Source organism: Neomicrococcus aestuarii, assembly GCF_014201135.1.
In the GTDB taxonomy this organism is placed as follows: domain Bacteria; phylum Actinomycetota; class Actinomycetes; order Actinomycetales; family Micrococcaceae; genus Neomicrococcus; species Neomicrococcus aestuarii.
Window position 1 is genome coordinate 16,694 of the sequence record NZ_JACHDR010000002.1, and the last position, 14,853, is coordinate 31,546.

Consider the following 14,853-nt stretch of genomic DNA (forward strand, 5'->3'; position numbering starts at 1 on the left):
CTAACGGATTGGCTGGTGGACGGTGACGAGCTTGGTGCCGTCAGGGAACGTAGCCTCGACTTGGACGTCGTGAATCATTTCTGGCACGCCTTCCATGACATCCCCGCGGGTAAGGATGGTGGTCCCGTAGCTCATCAGATCGGCGACGGTGCGGCCGTCGCGGGCGCCTTCGATCAGTTCATAGCTGATGACGGCTACGGCCTCCGGGAAGTTCAATTTCAGTCCTCTGGCCTGCCGCCGGCGGGCCAGGTCGGCGGCCACCACAATCATGAGCTTCTCCTGCTCACGGGGCATCAGATGCATAGTGTTCCTTCAACGGCCATACGGCCTGGGCGCACCGCGCTGGTGCGCCCAGGCCGTATGGCCCAATTACGTGGCTTTATTAGTTCTGGGCGGGCAGGACGTAGCGGCCTGTCCGGTCCGTTGAAAGGGACAGGGAGGAGATGTATTGCTTTTCGCCCTCCGGCCCCGCTTCAGCCGAGAGCATCATGTCCGGGCGCTCGAACTCAATGCCGGTCACGTGGCACAGGAGTTTCTCGCCGGAGGGGTTGCCTTCGGCGTCGAACATGGGCAAATCAATGCCGTCGTCTGTGCGGCGGAGGTAGTACCGGCCTTTGGTGGCGATGGCCAGGGCCGGGGTGGCCACCAGGGCGAGGCCGACAGCAAAGATCGGGGAGTACGGCTGGACGGCCGGTCCAAATGCGCCGAAGAAGATAGCGATGGAGATGCCGGCGGAGAGCAGCATCGAGACGAAACCGACCGGGTTGACGGCGTACAGCATGCCGCGCCGGAACTCCGGCTGCTTGGGGGAAATCTTCAGCAGGTACTTGTTGATGGCAATGTCGGCCGCCACGGTGACTACCCAGGCCATCGCGCAGTTGGCGTAAAATCCCAGGATAGTGTTCAGGAAGTCGAACATGTTCGCCTCCATCAGTACAAGGGCGATTACGAGGTTGACGACAACGAACACCATGCGGCCAGGGTAGGTCTTAGTGACGCGGGTGAAGCTGTTCGTCCAGGCCAGGGAGCCCGAGTAGGCGTTGGTAACGTTGATTTTGATCTGGGAGATGACCACCAGGACAACCGCAAGGGTCATGGCCAGCCAGGCAGGCATCATCTCCTCGTAGACACCTAGGAACTGGTGCACGGGCTCGTTGGCCATCGCTGAAGCGGCGGGGTCGAGCTTGGAGATGAGGTAAACGGCGATGAACAGGCCGATGGCCTGCTTGAGGGCGCCGAACACAACCCAGCCGGGCCCGGCGGTGATCACTGCGAGCCACCAGGCACGGCTGTTGTTGGCGGTCTTGGGTGGCATGAACCGCAGGTAGTCGATCTGCTCGGCGATCTGGGCCATCAACGAAAGGCACACGCCCGCGGCGAGCATGACGGCCGCCGTGTTGATCCCACCATCGCCGCTGGCGCCGCCGTAGTTGAAGAAGTCCTCAACCGATCCCGGGTTGGTGGCCACCAGGTAGACGAGCGGCACCACCATCAGCAAAAGCCACAGGGGTGTGGTCCATACCTGGAGCTTGGCCAGCGTGTTCATCCCATAGATCACCAGCGGGATCACGATGATGGTGGACACCGCGTATCCGATGGCCTTCGGTACGCCCAGACCCACTTCGAGGCCCTGCGCCATGATGGAGCCTTCGAGGGCGAAAAAGATGAAGGTGAACGTCGCAAAAATGACGTTCGTGACAATGGAGCCGTAGTAGCCGAAGCCGGAACCGCGGGTAATAAGGTCCAAGTCGATGTTGTAGCGCGCGGCGTAATAGGCGAGGGGGAACCCGGTGACAAAAATTACCACCGCAGCGACGAGGATTCCGAGCAGGGCGTTCGCTGTCCCGTAGGCCATGCCAATGTTGGCGCCAATCGAGAAGTCTGCCAGGTACGCAATCCCGCCCAGCGCGCTGGTGGCGACAACGCCGGGCCCCCACTTGCGGTATGAACGCGGCGCGAAACGCAGCGTGTAGTCTTCAAGGCTTTCTTTCGCGGCGCTGACAGCGTCCCGGCTGCCAGCCGGGCGTCCCGGCTGAACGCTGGTGGCGTCCCGGTCCAGGACGGCCATAGCGGGCCCTTGGGGTGGCTGCCCATTTCCGGCAGTGTGCTCAGTGGTGTCTTGCATGATTCCTGCTTTCGACAAACAGTGCAGCCCGGGCAGGCGTCCTGCCAGGCCCGGAACTCTTTCCCCCAAGCTAATTGGGTGGTGGATCCTGACTGTCACCGATTTGTAACGGGGGTGTTAAATCTTCTTCACCTGAAATTGGCAAAAGCCCCTCGCTACCAGCAATTTCGCCCCTATTCGAATCTATTTTTTTGCGCGTTCGGCTGGAGTCGGGCATAGCCTCTACCGTCACCAGCAAAGCCCGCGCAGGGCCGGTGCCCGGGCATCAAAGAACGGCCTCGCTTCGCTCGGGCTGTAAAAGATTCTTCTCTTTTTTGCTGCTGTCCTTCGGATCGTACGTGCCCGCTCCACCGGCTCAACCGTCCTGCGGACGGCTGCGAGCCGATGGCTTGTGTCGGCGCTTCGCTTATTTCCTCCCATAACCCATCCGCTGCTTGCCCTTCGGGTTGCCCCGGTTCCGTCGGGCACAGCTACGCGCTGCTCCGCCAGCAGGCAAAAAACGCCCGGGGGAGGGCAAGCCGGTGGTCAGCACCCGCAACACTTTCCAGCCGCTTGACAGACATAGAAGCGTCGTGGGGGAGAACACATCACGGGGCTGGCACCGCGACCCACGAACGGACACTGAACTAGGGAGCACATCATGGCTGCAAGCATCAAAACCACCACCGACCTCATTGCTTTCGCAATCGCATCACTCGGCTACACCCCATCCTCAAGCTTCGTCATCATCTTCGCTCAGAAAGGCGAAGCACTTGGCCTCATGCGTGCCGACTCAGACTCAATCGCAGAACCCCGCGCATGGGCTCAGATGGTCAGCGAGCAGGTCGCACGCCTCGAAAACATCGACGCCACATACTTCCTCAGCTTCGAGGGAATCCAGAAAGTTACCGACGAACAGCACACCGAACTCGGCGACGAACTCGCCCACCTCGGCGCACCACTCAAAGACTCGATCATCGTCACCAACACCACCGCCCGCCGATGGGACGACGAACCAGCCGACGCCATCGAACTCACCGACCTTGACAGCTCACCCGTCGCACTGGAACTCATGCACAGCAACACCAACATCCGCTGCAGCGCAGACAACATCCCACCAGCACCCGAAACGATCGACCAGGAAGGCTACGAAAAAGGCCTCGAGCTCGCACACCACCTCGACAACTTCGGAAACCACGAACTCAGCCAGGAAATCGGTGCAGAGATCATCCGCTGGAACACCGAGAACGGAACCATCAACGAACACGCGGCCGCAATCGTCGCCGGACTCGTCTCCAACATCCAAGCCCGCGACGCCATCCTGCTCTCCTGCTTCACCGCCGACGACGTCACCAACCACATGTCAGAATGCACCACAGGCAGAATCGCCCCACACACTTGGGACTACGTCAAAGGCCTCGAAGAAGCATTCTTCAACGCCCTCACCTACACACCAACCGGCCACCGCCCGCACATCCTCACCGTGATCTGCTGGATGCAATGGCTCCAAGGCGAAAGCACCAAAGCCCTCGGAAACTGCGAAGCAGCCCACCGCATCGACCCAGACACAGGGCTCACGCAACTACTGAAAAGTTACATCCTGCAGCTAGGCCCAGCACTGGCAGCCACTCAAAACCGCTAATTATCCACAGTTGAGGGGGACAGCACACCAGCTGTCCCCCTCAACTCATAGACTCCCCTCATGAAGGGGGCAAGAAAACAATGAACCACGACTTTATCCACGCCAACAACATCATCAACATCGACTTCAGCTCAGAGAAATCGGCTGCGGGCGACTCCGCAAGCTCCGCCGCCCGCAGCATGCCCGCGCTCCGCGCGACCAACCCCAACGACCGCTTCACCCACCACGGCAGCATCTACGAACTCATCAGGTACTACCCGAACCCCACCACAATCCGCGAAACCACCCCTGAAACCACGAAACCCGTACAAATACCCACCACGGACGGGGACCTGACAATCACAGCACGGGTCACTGCGCAATCCGAGAACCTCATGCACGTCGCCTGGATCGACGACAACCATGAACCCATCGGAACCTGGATCCCGCGGACGTAACCCGTCCGCGAAGGCAGTAAACTTACGACGTTAGAAACAGCCACGGAACCCGTGGCACCAGTGTTTGAACCACCAGAACAAACGCCATGGTGGCGTGTTCAATCCCCCAACATGAACACGCCACCACCTCAAAAACAACGGTGTAGCCCACGCAAACGCGAGCTACCCAACCCCAAACAAAAACTGCACTCTCGTTCCTGACGCCCCATCATTGCCGGCCGGGCCTACGAGCAAGCGGACAAGCCGCCACGGCGGTAAACAAAGCCCGCACGCGCTCACCCCATAAAAAGGGGATTCGCTTATTTCGCGCGAACTTTCTTCCCCACCCCGCCCTACGGGTTGCACTCCACCCCTCAAAGCCGGCACTGCGCTGCTTATCAGGAACGAGGCACACAACCAACGAGGGGGAACCACACCATGAAAGTCACGATCTACACCACCGGACCAGCCTGCATCCGCTGCACCATGACCAAAAAAATACTCACCAAAAACAACATCGAATACACCGAAATCGACATCCGCACCAACCCCAACGCACGCGACTACATCACCGAAGAACTCGGCTACTCAGAAGCACCCGTCTGCATCATCGAAGACGGAACCAACCAAAACCACTGGTCAGGATTCCGTCCCGACCTCATCGAGAAGCTCTAGAACAAACTCACACCACATGGAAGAGTTGAATCCATCTCGAAGCTCGCGAGAGTAAAGGAAACCCCGATGGCAGAAAACTACCGACTCTCACACCAAGCGCCAGGACCCGAAGAAGACGGAACCACCATCCGACTCGACCAAGTCGGCAGCGCAACCGACGAAGTCTTCCCCAAAGACGTTCTCGACAAGCCCCAAAACTACGGGCTACAACACGCAACCACCGCCAACGCCCTCAACCAAGCACAAGGAAACCCGGACACCGAAGTCCGCATCTACCGAGCCGTACCCAAAGGCATAACCACCATCAACCCAGGCGACTGGGTCTCCCTGTCAAAGGAATACGCAGCAACAGAAGCCCAATTCGAAGGATCCACCATAATCTCAGCCACAGCCCAAGCCCAGGATCTATGGTCCGAAGGACTCCTCGAAGAATGGGGATACCACGGAACAACAGTTCTATCCCACGAAGCGATGAGCAATGCGAGAGAAAAAGTTCGCTCAAATTTTCCTTCGAACCGCAATCAATATCGAACAGGGATAAGCGTTCCAGGCCTGGCTGGTGAAGTAGCCAGTTATCAAGAAGCGCAAGAGGCATCGTCAGGTATCAGTAAATGATTCAAGCAGGGTCTAGATGTTCTCCGACCTATTTCATTGATCGTTCCTAATTCATCGCGTTAGCGAGGCATAGGATTCGAACAAATAGTGTTGCCGCTCTCTTTCGTCACGGCATCGGCGCGGAGCACCAACGGCTTTGTCTACTACAGAATCAAGGACATCGTGAGCTTTTACTAGGGCAGGAGCCATAGCAAGTGGTGAATAGTGCTGCTCAAGCGACCAATCAGGATGGGCGGCACGTGCGGCCAGTATCCCTTGACCAGCCTTGACTATTGAGTCCTTTTGACCTGGATTCAGACTCGGTAGTGGAAAGTTGTTCCAAGTAATCGTGGACGAGAAAGATATTCGATCCTCCAACCGGCCACCTACAGTTTTCATCCACGTGATGAACATCGAGGAGGACGCGATTGCAAAGAGAAGCCCGTCGGGGTCCACGGCACCATAAACCTTATTAGAAATGATTACCTCGGGCGCGAGAAGTCCTACCGGAAGATATCGTCGGGTCTCACTACTTACTTCCGGGATGCCAACGAACGGGACATCGGATACGAGCCCACGTTGCCGAAAGAGGTGAGGGAATCGTGCCCATTCTCTGGTCGAGGAAGCACGAGATTTAGCGCGTTCGGACTCGACACCCTGCAACCGCCGTTTCAGCTCAGGAGATTTTGACGGATCCGAAGGATTCATATTCTCTAGCCAAAGACACCACCGGTCTTGTCCCTTAATTAGCTCACGAGACCCGATGTACGGTCTAACGTACGGGGCAAGGACAGGGTCAGACTTGACGGCGCTGTACTCCTCTGGAGAAATGACCAAATTTCCTCCGTCCGTTGGCATTGAACCTTTGACGACTTCTACCATGTCCGGAGATAGCGGAGATTCCCGCGTCCCTATGAGCAGATTTGGTCCGTCGACCAGGTATGCGTTGATAAATTTTGTACCTTTAACGAGTGTTGCTTCACTGGTAACAGTCTCGTAGTCGTAAAGCTTTGGCTTAAAAGTCTTGTTCCTTGTGAATCCGATAATGACGCAGTGCACGGCAGCTTTGCCAGGTGCTTCGGAGTCCCATTTGAAGGTGCGGTGGGCAAACTTGATCCGCCATCTCTGTTCAAAGATTGGGCTAAACAGCCGCGCGGGTTGGTCTCCTTGAACAATGCTATTCGTTGTTACGAATGCCCACTCGCCAGGACGCCGGTCCAAAAGTCTGAGGGTTAGAGCGTGCCAGCTGGTAACGAAGTCTAGTCTTGAAAGCTGTTTGTCTGGCCCCCAAGCGGCTTGCATGAGTGCGAGCTGCTCCTTGGTTCTTGTGTGGTCGCCAAGGAATGGTGGGTTTCCGAAAACGAATGTCTTTCCGGTTGTGATTGGGAACGAGGCTTCCCAATCGAGGGTTAGAGCATCATGGTGGAATATGTGAGCCGTTATCTCAATTGGAAGACGGGTTGGTGCTTGGCCAATGGCTTGTGCAAGTAACCGGTTGGATTGATGATCAACAAGAAACATTGCTGTTTCGGCGATCTTTGCGGGCCACCAATTGATTTCAATTCCGTAGAATCTGTCAATTGTCAGCCTTTGATCCATCCCGACGTCAAGTGATGCTGTTCTGTCTCCCATGTTCCATCGGGCAACAATAAGGTCTGTTTCAATTTCACGTAGCTTTGCGTAAGCGACGTTTAGGAAGTTGCCGGCACCGCAAGCTGGGTCGATATAGATGTTGGAAGCGAGTTCGTCCTGGAGAGCTTGGATATCTCTAGGTGAAGTGGTCTTATTTGCTATCAGACGGTCGGCTCGTTCGCGGTAGTCATCAAGAAACAGTGGGCCGATGGTCTTCAGTATGTTTTGTTCGGAGGTGTAGTGCTCACCTTCGCTTCGCCGCGCTTCTTTGCTCTTGACTAGCTGGAAAAGAGCACCAAAGATGGCCGGTGATATGTGTGTCCACCTAAATCTGCATGCATTCAGGAGCGCGCTACGCATCTTTTCGTCGAGGAAGACCGGTGTGGTCGCTTCACTGAAGATTCCTCCGTTGACGTATGGGAACCGGGCGAGTGTTTCAGGAAGTTTTCTCCGGCGATTTTCGGGTGTGTTCAGCACAGTGAATAAGGCGGACAGCTGTGGCCCGAGATTCTCGGGTGTTGTATCAAACTCAACCCACCGATGGAATAGGTCAGATTCCCAAAGACCGGCATCGTCGCCATAAAGTAAGAAGAGAATGCGAGTCAGGAAGACTGATGCTTCTTGTGTGGCTTGGTCTTCATCGGATTCATTCTCCGGCGCATCCTCATTTATATCTATATCGACTTCGTCACCGAGCATCGCGGTAAACAGGCTCGCCATCAGGTGCGCGGCCTGCATGGACGCTTCTTCTTCCTCGGCTTTTGAGATGGTTTCAGCACCAGCCAGGAAGAGCAGCTGGTCGAGATGATCCGGCAGATCATTTATGTCGAACTCTGTCGTCCAGGATTCATCGCCGAGGCGATCAATCCTTAGTCGTTCAAAGTTCGTGACCAAGATAAATTTTGGCCATTCGTGCTGGGGGATTGAGCCGCCGCTGAGGTAATCGAGAGCTTGGTCGAACGCTGGATCTAGATCCTTGCCGAGGCTTTTTGCCTCACCAAGTGCAACACCGGACCAAAAGAAATCGATATATCCTGTGCCGCCTGTGCTGGCGCGGACTGCATCACGTTCAAAGAGATCAATTCTCTCCGGAATTACTTCAAAACAGCGCAGAAGGTCGGACCAGAATTGCTGAGCAAAAGATTTTTCGGTGTGGGCTTGCTTGGATTGCTTCCATTGACTGATTCGATGAACCCACGCCACGGACATCCCGTTGAGTTTCTTACGGATCTCGCCGCGATCAATGAACCCAGAACTCAACTCGTCCCACCTTAGAACTATGTAACTGAAGCAATCTATCTAAATAAAACTAATCTAGGCCTGAAGATATCGAAGATTCGGACAAACTTTAGTGTCATGTCTTCCTAAGTTCTCGGTAGATCGTTGTTCGAGAAACGTTGAACAACTCTGCGAGCTCGCTCTGAGTGTGCTCGCCCTTCGCAGCGACCGAGAGCAGGTGCTTCCGTTGTGTCGCTGAGAGTTTGGGTTGTTTGCCTTTGAGTTTTCCTTTGGCTTTGGCGATGGCCATTCCTTCGCGGGTCCGGGCGCGTATGAGGTCGGCTTCGAACTCGGCGACCATGCCGAGGACGTTGAATAGCAGTCGCCCGACTGGGTCGTTTGGATCGTAAACGCTGCCACCGAGACTAAGCGCTACACCCTTCTTACTGAGTTCATCTGCGATATCTCTGGCGTCGGGGAGGGACCGTGCGAGGCGGTCGAGTTTGGTGACGACGAGGGTGTCGCCAGCGCGGACGGCGGCGAGTGCTTTGCCGAGTCCTGGTCGTTCACGGTTCGTTCCGGTGAGTCCATGGTCCACATAGAGGTTTGCTGTTTCGACGCCGAGTGCTTCAAGGGCTGCTTGTTGTGTTGCCAGGTCTTGTTCGGCGGTGGATACGCGGGCGTATCCGATCAGTAGTCCACTCATGCATTCATTGTTGCAGTTATGGCCCCTTGATCGTGCACATTATCGTGCGGGTCTAACGTGCAGATGGAATTAGCGGAAATCCGCGAAGCCTGTGACTGTTAACTTCGTTTGGCGGTTGGAGCACAAATAGTTTTGGCGGTTAATGTTCACTTAAGCGGGTTATGGATGCCTGTTGGCCCTCTTTAGCTACGTGCTAGGAATGGGTTAAGTTAGGCGTTAGCTTGCAAGGCGCGGTACGTATGGTTTCATGCGCCAACAATCAGCGCGCCGATACCCGCGACCAAAAGTGAGCCGCGCCCCCGACTTACCCATGTTGGGCTTCCTCACCTCGAGCATCGAAAGCCAGGTCGCCTACCAGCAGCGAAAAGGTGAAACCGATGCCAGCGATGCTGATTCATTTGGTGTGCAGGTCAGCGATGAATGATTCGGCTCGTTCCAGGTTCAAGGCCAGTTTATCGCGCTTGGTGATCGCCCGCTGGGTGTATTCAGTGAGCTTCACACGAGCAGTTTCGTTAGCAGGTTCAGCGGCTAGTTTGTCCACTGTGTCTAGCAGTTCACCCATCTCTTCCAAGGTGAAACCCAGTGGTTTCATGGAACGGATCACCAGCATGCGTTTCAAATCTGATTCGGTATACACGCGAAATCCTCCCTCGCTGCGGGTGCTTGCTGGCAGGAGACCCACCTCGTCGTAATGGCGAATGGTGCGATGTGAGAGACCTGTCGCCTCAACCATGTCTCCAATATGCAGGGTGCGCGTATTAGCAGCCGCTGGTGTGGGTTCAGGCATGAGTTCCTCCGTGATCGTCAATTACAACCCTACCCTCACGTTAGGTTAGTGTGGGGTTAGATTTTTCAGGCCCTACCGAACAGGTAGCCCTTGACTCCTCCTGAGCGCAATGACGCGCCGCTAAGAATTCTATGCACTCCCAAGGGCTTTTGCCCTAAATCCATCAATGAATGGAGACTCCTTCGTGAGCACACAAACACCTGCAGAACCCCAGGCCCTCACGCCAGTAGAGCGCCAATCGGTGCTGCGCACCCTGAAATCCCCGCGACTACTCAAAACCGAAGTCCTCGCCGGGCTCGTCGTTGCTTTGGCCCTGATCCCTGAAGCCATCGCCTTCTCCATCATCGCCGGAGTCGACCCTCGCATTGGTCTCTTCGCGTCCTTCACCATGGCGGTCTCGATCGCCTTCCTCGGCGGACGCCCCGCCATGATTTCAGCCGCCACCGGTGCTATCGCCCTGGTGATCGCCCCGTTGATGGAAAGTCACGGGATCGATTACTTCATAGCCGCAGTGATCATGGCCGGAATTTTCCAAATCATCTTGGCATTGCTTGGGGTCGCTAAGCTCATGCGCTTCATCCCGCGCCAAGTGATGGTCGGTTTCGTCAACGCTCTGGCCATCCTGATTTTCATGTCTCAGGTTCCCGAGCTTCTCGGGGTCCCCTGGCTGGTCTATCCACTGACTGCGCTGGGACTTTTGATCGTCTTCGGCCTGCCTAAATTGACCACCGCGATCCCGGCTCCGCTGGTCGCCATTGTCGTTTTGACCCTCATTACCGTCTTCGCGTCCCTGGCTGTTCCCACCGTCGGGGATAAAGGAGAGCTGCCCGAAAGCCTACCCGCGTTATTTTTCCCTAACGTTCCACTGAATTTCGAGACGCTGCAGATTCTCTTCCCCTACGCTTTGGCCATGGCCTTCGTGGGACTACTTGAATCACTGATGACCGCGAAACTTGTCGATGATGTCACTGACACGCACTCGAATAAGACCCGCGAATCCTGGGGTCAGGGTGCAGCGAATATCATCACCGGATTCTTCGGCGGCATGGGCGGGTGCGCGATGATCGGGCAGACCATGATCAATGTGAAAGCTTCTGGAGCGCGAACGCGAATTTCCACTTTCCTCGCTGGTGTCTTCCTGCTCATCTTGGTCGTAGTCTTGGGTGATATCGTCGCGCTGATCCCGATGGCCGCACTGGTCGCGGTCATGATCTTCGTATCGATCGCCACCTTCGACTGGCACAGTATCAAGCCCTCCACGCTGCGCATGATGCCCAAGAGCGAAACCACCGTCATGCTGGTCACCGTGATCTTCACCGTCGCCACGCACAACCTCGCGATCGGTGTCGGGGCCGGTGTGCTTACTGCCATGGTGCTCTTCGCCAACCGCGTCGCGCACTTCGTGACCGTGACCCGCACAGTCGAAGAGCATTTTGACCAGGAAATTGCGAAGTATGTCGTCGACGGCGAATTGTTCTTCGCTTCCTCCAACGACCTATACACCCAGTTCAACTACGCAGAGGACCCTGAGGACATCGTGATCGACATGCATCAGTCGCATCTGTGGGACGCCTCGACCATTGCGGCCTTGGATTCCATCACTGACAAATATGAGAAGTATGGGAAGAACGTGGACGTTCAAGGGCTGAACCAAGCCAGTGCCAACATGCGCGAACGCATGGGTGGAAAACTCGGCGGCGGTCACTAATACATTAAGGAATGAAGAGGTATCGACGGAATCAGATTCCGCCGCTACCTCTTATTGTGCGTGTCTCAAAAATCTAAAGCTTTTTGAGACTCTACCTAGAGTAGAAACTTGTCGCATCAAATACTTGGAAAACGCGGGCTGTATTTGTCTTATAAACTCGTCCCAACGTAAAACGTCTTACCTGCTTGCCGCACAGGGGTTTTTGAGTCACACTGGGCAGGTGAGGCATTTGGGATACACACGAGTGAGCACTTCGAGCCAAGACGCGGCCTTGCAACTCGACGCTCTTGCTGCAGCGGGGGTGCAGAAACGCGACGTGTTCGCCGATGTGACATCCGGCAGCCGGAGCGCGATTGAGCGGCCCGGGATGAAGAAACTGCTCGAGTACGCGCAGTCCGGGGACACCGTGGTGGTCTGGCGAGTAGACCGGCTCGGGCGATCCCTGATCGATGTTTTGAACACCGTGAACCTCTTACGAGAGCGCGGGGTTAATGTCCGCTCCATTTCCGATGGCATAGACCCGGCCACGTCGACCGGACGGATGATGCTGAACATGCTCGCCTCATTGGCCGAGTACGAGCGAGAGCTGATCGTTGAACGAGTCAATGCCGGCATTGCTGCCGCCCGGCAATCCGGAACCCGTTTCGGCCGGCCGGTCTCTGACCCGGCGGTGATTGCCGATAAGCTCGCGATCGCCAAAGATGCCCGCGCCAGGGGACGCACCGCCGAAGACGCAGCACGTCTGGTTGGCTGGAGCCGCGCGACGTTCTACCGCCACTTGGGCCAAGAATCCGCCTCTGTCAAGAGCCTGTGATCGGCCATGTCCCGGCGAAGCGAAACGCGCAGGGACGCACCGCTGGGACAAAACCAGAATGGCAGCAGTACCGTGAAAGCAGGAACCTCTTACAGCGGCCTGATCAAGGCAACGGCACGCTGGGAAATACTGCGGCAACACGTCGAAGACGGAGTGCCGCTGACGGTCTTGGCTGAGGAACACCATATCGGCCTGAGGACACTGCAGCGATGGCACCAGAGCTTCAAGCTCCAGGGGAAGCCTGGTCTGGAACCGGTGGCACAGGGCAAACGCGGACGCCGGATGCCCAGCGACTTCGTGAAGCTGGTCGAAGGCCTCGCCTTAGCTAAACCGCCCAGGACCACTGCAGCCATCCACCAGCAAGCTAACAAGGTGGCGCTCCACCTGGGGTGGGCACCGGTTTCCTACTCCACCATCCGCTCGATTGTCGGCGAGATAGATCCCGGGATGATGACACTGGCGCAGCAAGGCGCGGCGGTGTACCGCGATAAGTACGAACTGGTCTGGCGCCGCCGCGCCGAACGTCCGAACTCGGTGTGGCAGGCTGATCATACCGAGCTCGACATCCTGGTCCTAGATGCTAGCCACCAGCCGGTCCGCCCGTGGCTCACCACGATCATGGATGATTACTCGCGAGCCCTATGCGGGTACATGATCTTCACCGGTGCTCCCTCATCCTTGAATACGGCATTGGCGTTGCGTGAGGCGATCTGGCCCAAAAAGACAGCTGATTGGCCGATGTGCGGAATCCCTGATGTGCTCTACGTGGACCACGGAACCGATTTCACGAGCCACCACTTGGCGCAGGCTGCCAGAGACTTGCACTTCGAAATCACTTTCTCCGCAGTAGCCCGGCCACAGGGCAGGGGAAAGATTGAGCGTTTCTTCGGTACGTTGAATACCGAGCTTTTGGCCCGACTACCGGGTTACTTGCACAACGTACGCAATCCCAAACCCGGACTATCGATTAGTGAACTGGACACGGCGCTAGGTGAGTTCATTGGGCAGAATTACCACCAGCGTGAACACCAAGAGATCAAAGAAACACCTCAAAAAGCGTGGCAGGGCAACGGCTGGTTGCCGCGTCTGCCTGAATCCATCGATGAACTGAACCTGCTGCTGCTCACGGTCGCCAAACCTCGAATCGTCCACCGCGATGGGGTGCACTTCCAAGGGCTACGCTACATATCTCCCTTGCTGGCTGCCTATGTCGGAGAATCCGTCATCCTTCGCTACGACCCGCGAGACGTTGCCGAGATTCAGGTCTTTCACCATGGCCAGCACATCTGCAAAGCTGTGGATCCCACGCACGAACGATCCATCATGACCTTTAAGGACGTCCAGAAAGCACGCTCTGCACGAAAGCGTCAGCTGCGCGGACAAATCAATGAACGAATCGCCACCGTCGCGGAATTTCTAGCGGCCGGGCAACCAACAACGGAGGCACCCCAGCCTGATCCGGCGGTCCACCGAACCAAGAAAACGAAGCTGCGCACTTACGCGGAGGACGAGTAATGGGACCAACAACTTTTATCGCAACGAAAGAGCACCGCCGCTTCACTGAGTTCGCCAATGCGGTGCGTCGGCAGCGGACTATCGGGGTCTGCTATGGACAAGCTGGAATCGGCAAAACCCTATCGGCTAAACGTTATGCCAACTGGAGCCCGAAAGCCGAGGCGTTAATAGAGGAATGGGGTCGACGGGAGGACAGTGACCTCCAGATCTACAAGGATCTGGCCAAAACGCGGACCGTCTTCTTCACCCCAGGGGTTCTGACGACGCCTAAGCAAATCAAGGATGAACTCTCTCTGGTCACCACCCGGACCTCGATCTGTATCCATCAACATCTCGATACTTTAGGTGCCACGAATGGCCCGATGAATCAAGACAAGCATGTTGAGCTGATCATCGTTGATGAGTCGGAGCGACTCAACGCCACTGCCTTAGAAGTGCTACGAGATAGGTATGACAGGAACAATATCGCTCTGATGCTGATTGGGATGCCTGGCATCGAAAAGCAGTTCAGTCGATACCCTCAGCTCTATAGCCGTGTTGGTTTCGCTCACGAGTACCGTCCGCTTGCTCAGGATGAACTGCATTTCGTTTTGCAACGAAAGTGGCGTGCCCTCGGCAAAACTCTGGACTTGGAGGACTTCACCGATACCCAAGCTGTCGCGGCGATCGCCCGTATCACGCGAGGTAATTTCCGGCTGATCGATCGACTCTTCACACAGATGCAGCGAGTCATGAAAATCAATGAGCTGGACACGATTACCGATGATGTTGTTGAAGCTGCTCGATCCACGCTAGTGATCGGAATCAGTTGAACCGCCAATAATAGGTGCGCAGAAACCGCCAAACGAAGTTAACAATCACAGCGAAGCCACTTTGGGGAACCGGGTGCACGTTGGGGGATCGGCTTACGTGCACTGACCGTAGCATCGACACGGCACCTGAGTTGAGAATAGATTGGTTAATCACTGTACGGCGAAAGTCTTCGAAGATGATGCTTGCTACTTTGATGGACTTGCCTCTTCGGGCTATCTTCCCGGGATTC

13 protein-coding genes are annotated in these 14,853 nt (G+C 56.2%); 8 read left to right on the forward strand and 5 right to left on the reverse strand.

The window, feature by feature from the left end; translation table 11 throughout:
- Entirely contained in the window at positions 1-303 is a 303-nt protein-coding gene (locus HD598_RS13060; RefSeq protein ID WP_183666940.1) for an urease subunit gamma, read from the reverse strand.
- Positions 304-382: 79 nt separating this feature from the next.
- Positions 383-2,068, reverse strand: coding sequence for a purine-cytosine permease family protein (locus HD598_RS13065; RefSeq protein ID WP_183666942.1), 1,686 nt, complete (start codon positions 2,066-2,068; stop codon positions 383-385).
- A 697-nt stretch (positions 2,069-2,765) separates the two neighbouring features.
- On the opposite strand from HD598_RS13065, the gene HD598_RS13070 reads away from it, so the two are divergent.
- From HD598_RS13070 to HD598_RS13085, 4 genes are all read left to right on the forward strand, one after another.
- On the forward strand, positions 2,766-3,746 hold the full coding sequence (locus HD598_RS13070) for a DUF4192 family protein (RefSeq protein ID WP_183666943.1): 981 nt from the start codon (positions 2,766-2,768) through the stop codon (positions 3,744-3,746).
- Between the two features lie 80 nt (positions 3,747-3,826).
- Positions 3,827-4,183: a hypothetical protein gene (locus HD598_RS13075; protein WP_183666945.1), complete on the forward strand. Its 357-nt coding sequence runs from the start codon at positions 3,827-3,829 to the stop codon at positions 4,181-4,183.
- A 417-nt stretch (positions 4,184-4,600) separates the two neighbouring features.
- A complete protein-coding gene (locus HD598_RS13080; protein WP_183666947.1) occupies positions 4,601-4,837 on the forward strand; it encodes a glutaredoxin family protein in 237 nt (78 codons plus the stop codon).
- 66 nt (positions 4,838-4,903) lie between these two features.
- On the forward strand, positions 4,904-5,452 hold the full coding sequence (locus tag HD598_RS13085) for a hypothetical protein (RefSeq protein WP_183666949.1): 549 nt from the start codon (positions 4,904-4,906) through the stop codon (positions 5,450-5,452).
- 51 nt (positions 5,453-5,503) lie between these two features.
- Here HD598_RS13085 and HD598_RS13090 read toward each other — a convergent pair whose 3' ends face one another.
- The 3 genes from HD598_RS13090 to HD598_RS13100 all read right to left on the reverse strand — a co-directional run bounded on the left by HD598_RS13090 (position 5,504) and on the right by HD598_RS13100 (position 9,774).
- Positions 5,504-8,323: an SAM-dependent DNA methyltransferase gene (locus HD598_RS13090; RefSeq protein WP_183666951.1), complete on the reverse strand. Its 2,820-nt coding sequence runs from the start codon at positions 8,321-8,323 to the stop codon at positions 5,504-5,506.
- A 94-nt stretch (positions 8,324-8,417) separates the two neighbouring features.
- A complete protein-coding gene (locus tag HD598_RS13095) occupies positions 8,418-8,987 on the reverse strand; it encodes a recombinase family protein (RefSeq protein ID WP_183666953.1) in 570 nt (189 codons plus the stop codon).
- Positions 8,988-9,381: 394 nt separating this feature from the next.
- Entirely contained in the window at positions 9,382-9,774 is a 393-nt protein-coding gene (locus tag HD598_RS13100; protein ID WP_183665250.1) for a MerR family transcriptional regulator, read from the reverse strand.
- Between the two features lie 166 nt (positions 9,775-9,940).
- On the opposite strand from HD598_RS13100, the gene HD598_RS13105 reads away from it, so the two are divergent.
- The 4 genes from HD598_RS13105 to HD598_RS13120 all read left to right on the forward strand — a co-directional run bounded on the left by HD598_RS13105 (position 9,941) and on the right by HD598_RS13120 (position 14,623).
- Positions 9,941-11,482 carry a SulP family inorganic anion transporter gene (locus HD598_RS13105; protein ID WP_183665248.1) on the forward strand — a complete coding sequence of 514 codons (1,542 nt, stop codon included), beginning with the start codon at positions 9,941-9,943 and terminating at the stop codon, positions 11,480-11,482.
- 220 nt (positions 11,483-11,702) lie between these two features.
- Complete coding sequence (locus tag HD598_RS13110) at positions 11,703-12,296, forward strand: recombinase family protein (protein WP_035762867.1); 594 nt, start codon at positions 11,703-11,705, stop codon at positions 12,294-12,296.
- Between the two features lie 72 nt (positions 12,297-12,368).
- Positions 12,369-13,811 (forward strand): Mu transposase C-terminal domain-containing protein, encoded by a 1,443-nt coding sequence (locus HD598_RS13115; RefSeq protein WP_311539000.1) that lies wholly within the window; start codon positions 12,369-12,371, stop codon positions 13,809-13,811.
- Positions 13,811-14,623: an AAA family ATPase gene (locus tag HD598_RS13120; protein ID WP_183665246.1), complete on the forward strand. Its 813-nt coding sequence runs from the start codon at positions 13,811-13,813 to the stop codon at positions 14,621-14,623. Before HD598_RS13115 ends, HD598_RS13120 begins: the two co-directional genes overlap by 1 nt.
- Positions 14,624-14,853: the final 230 nt, after the last annotated feature.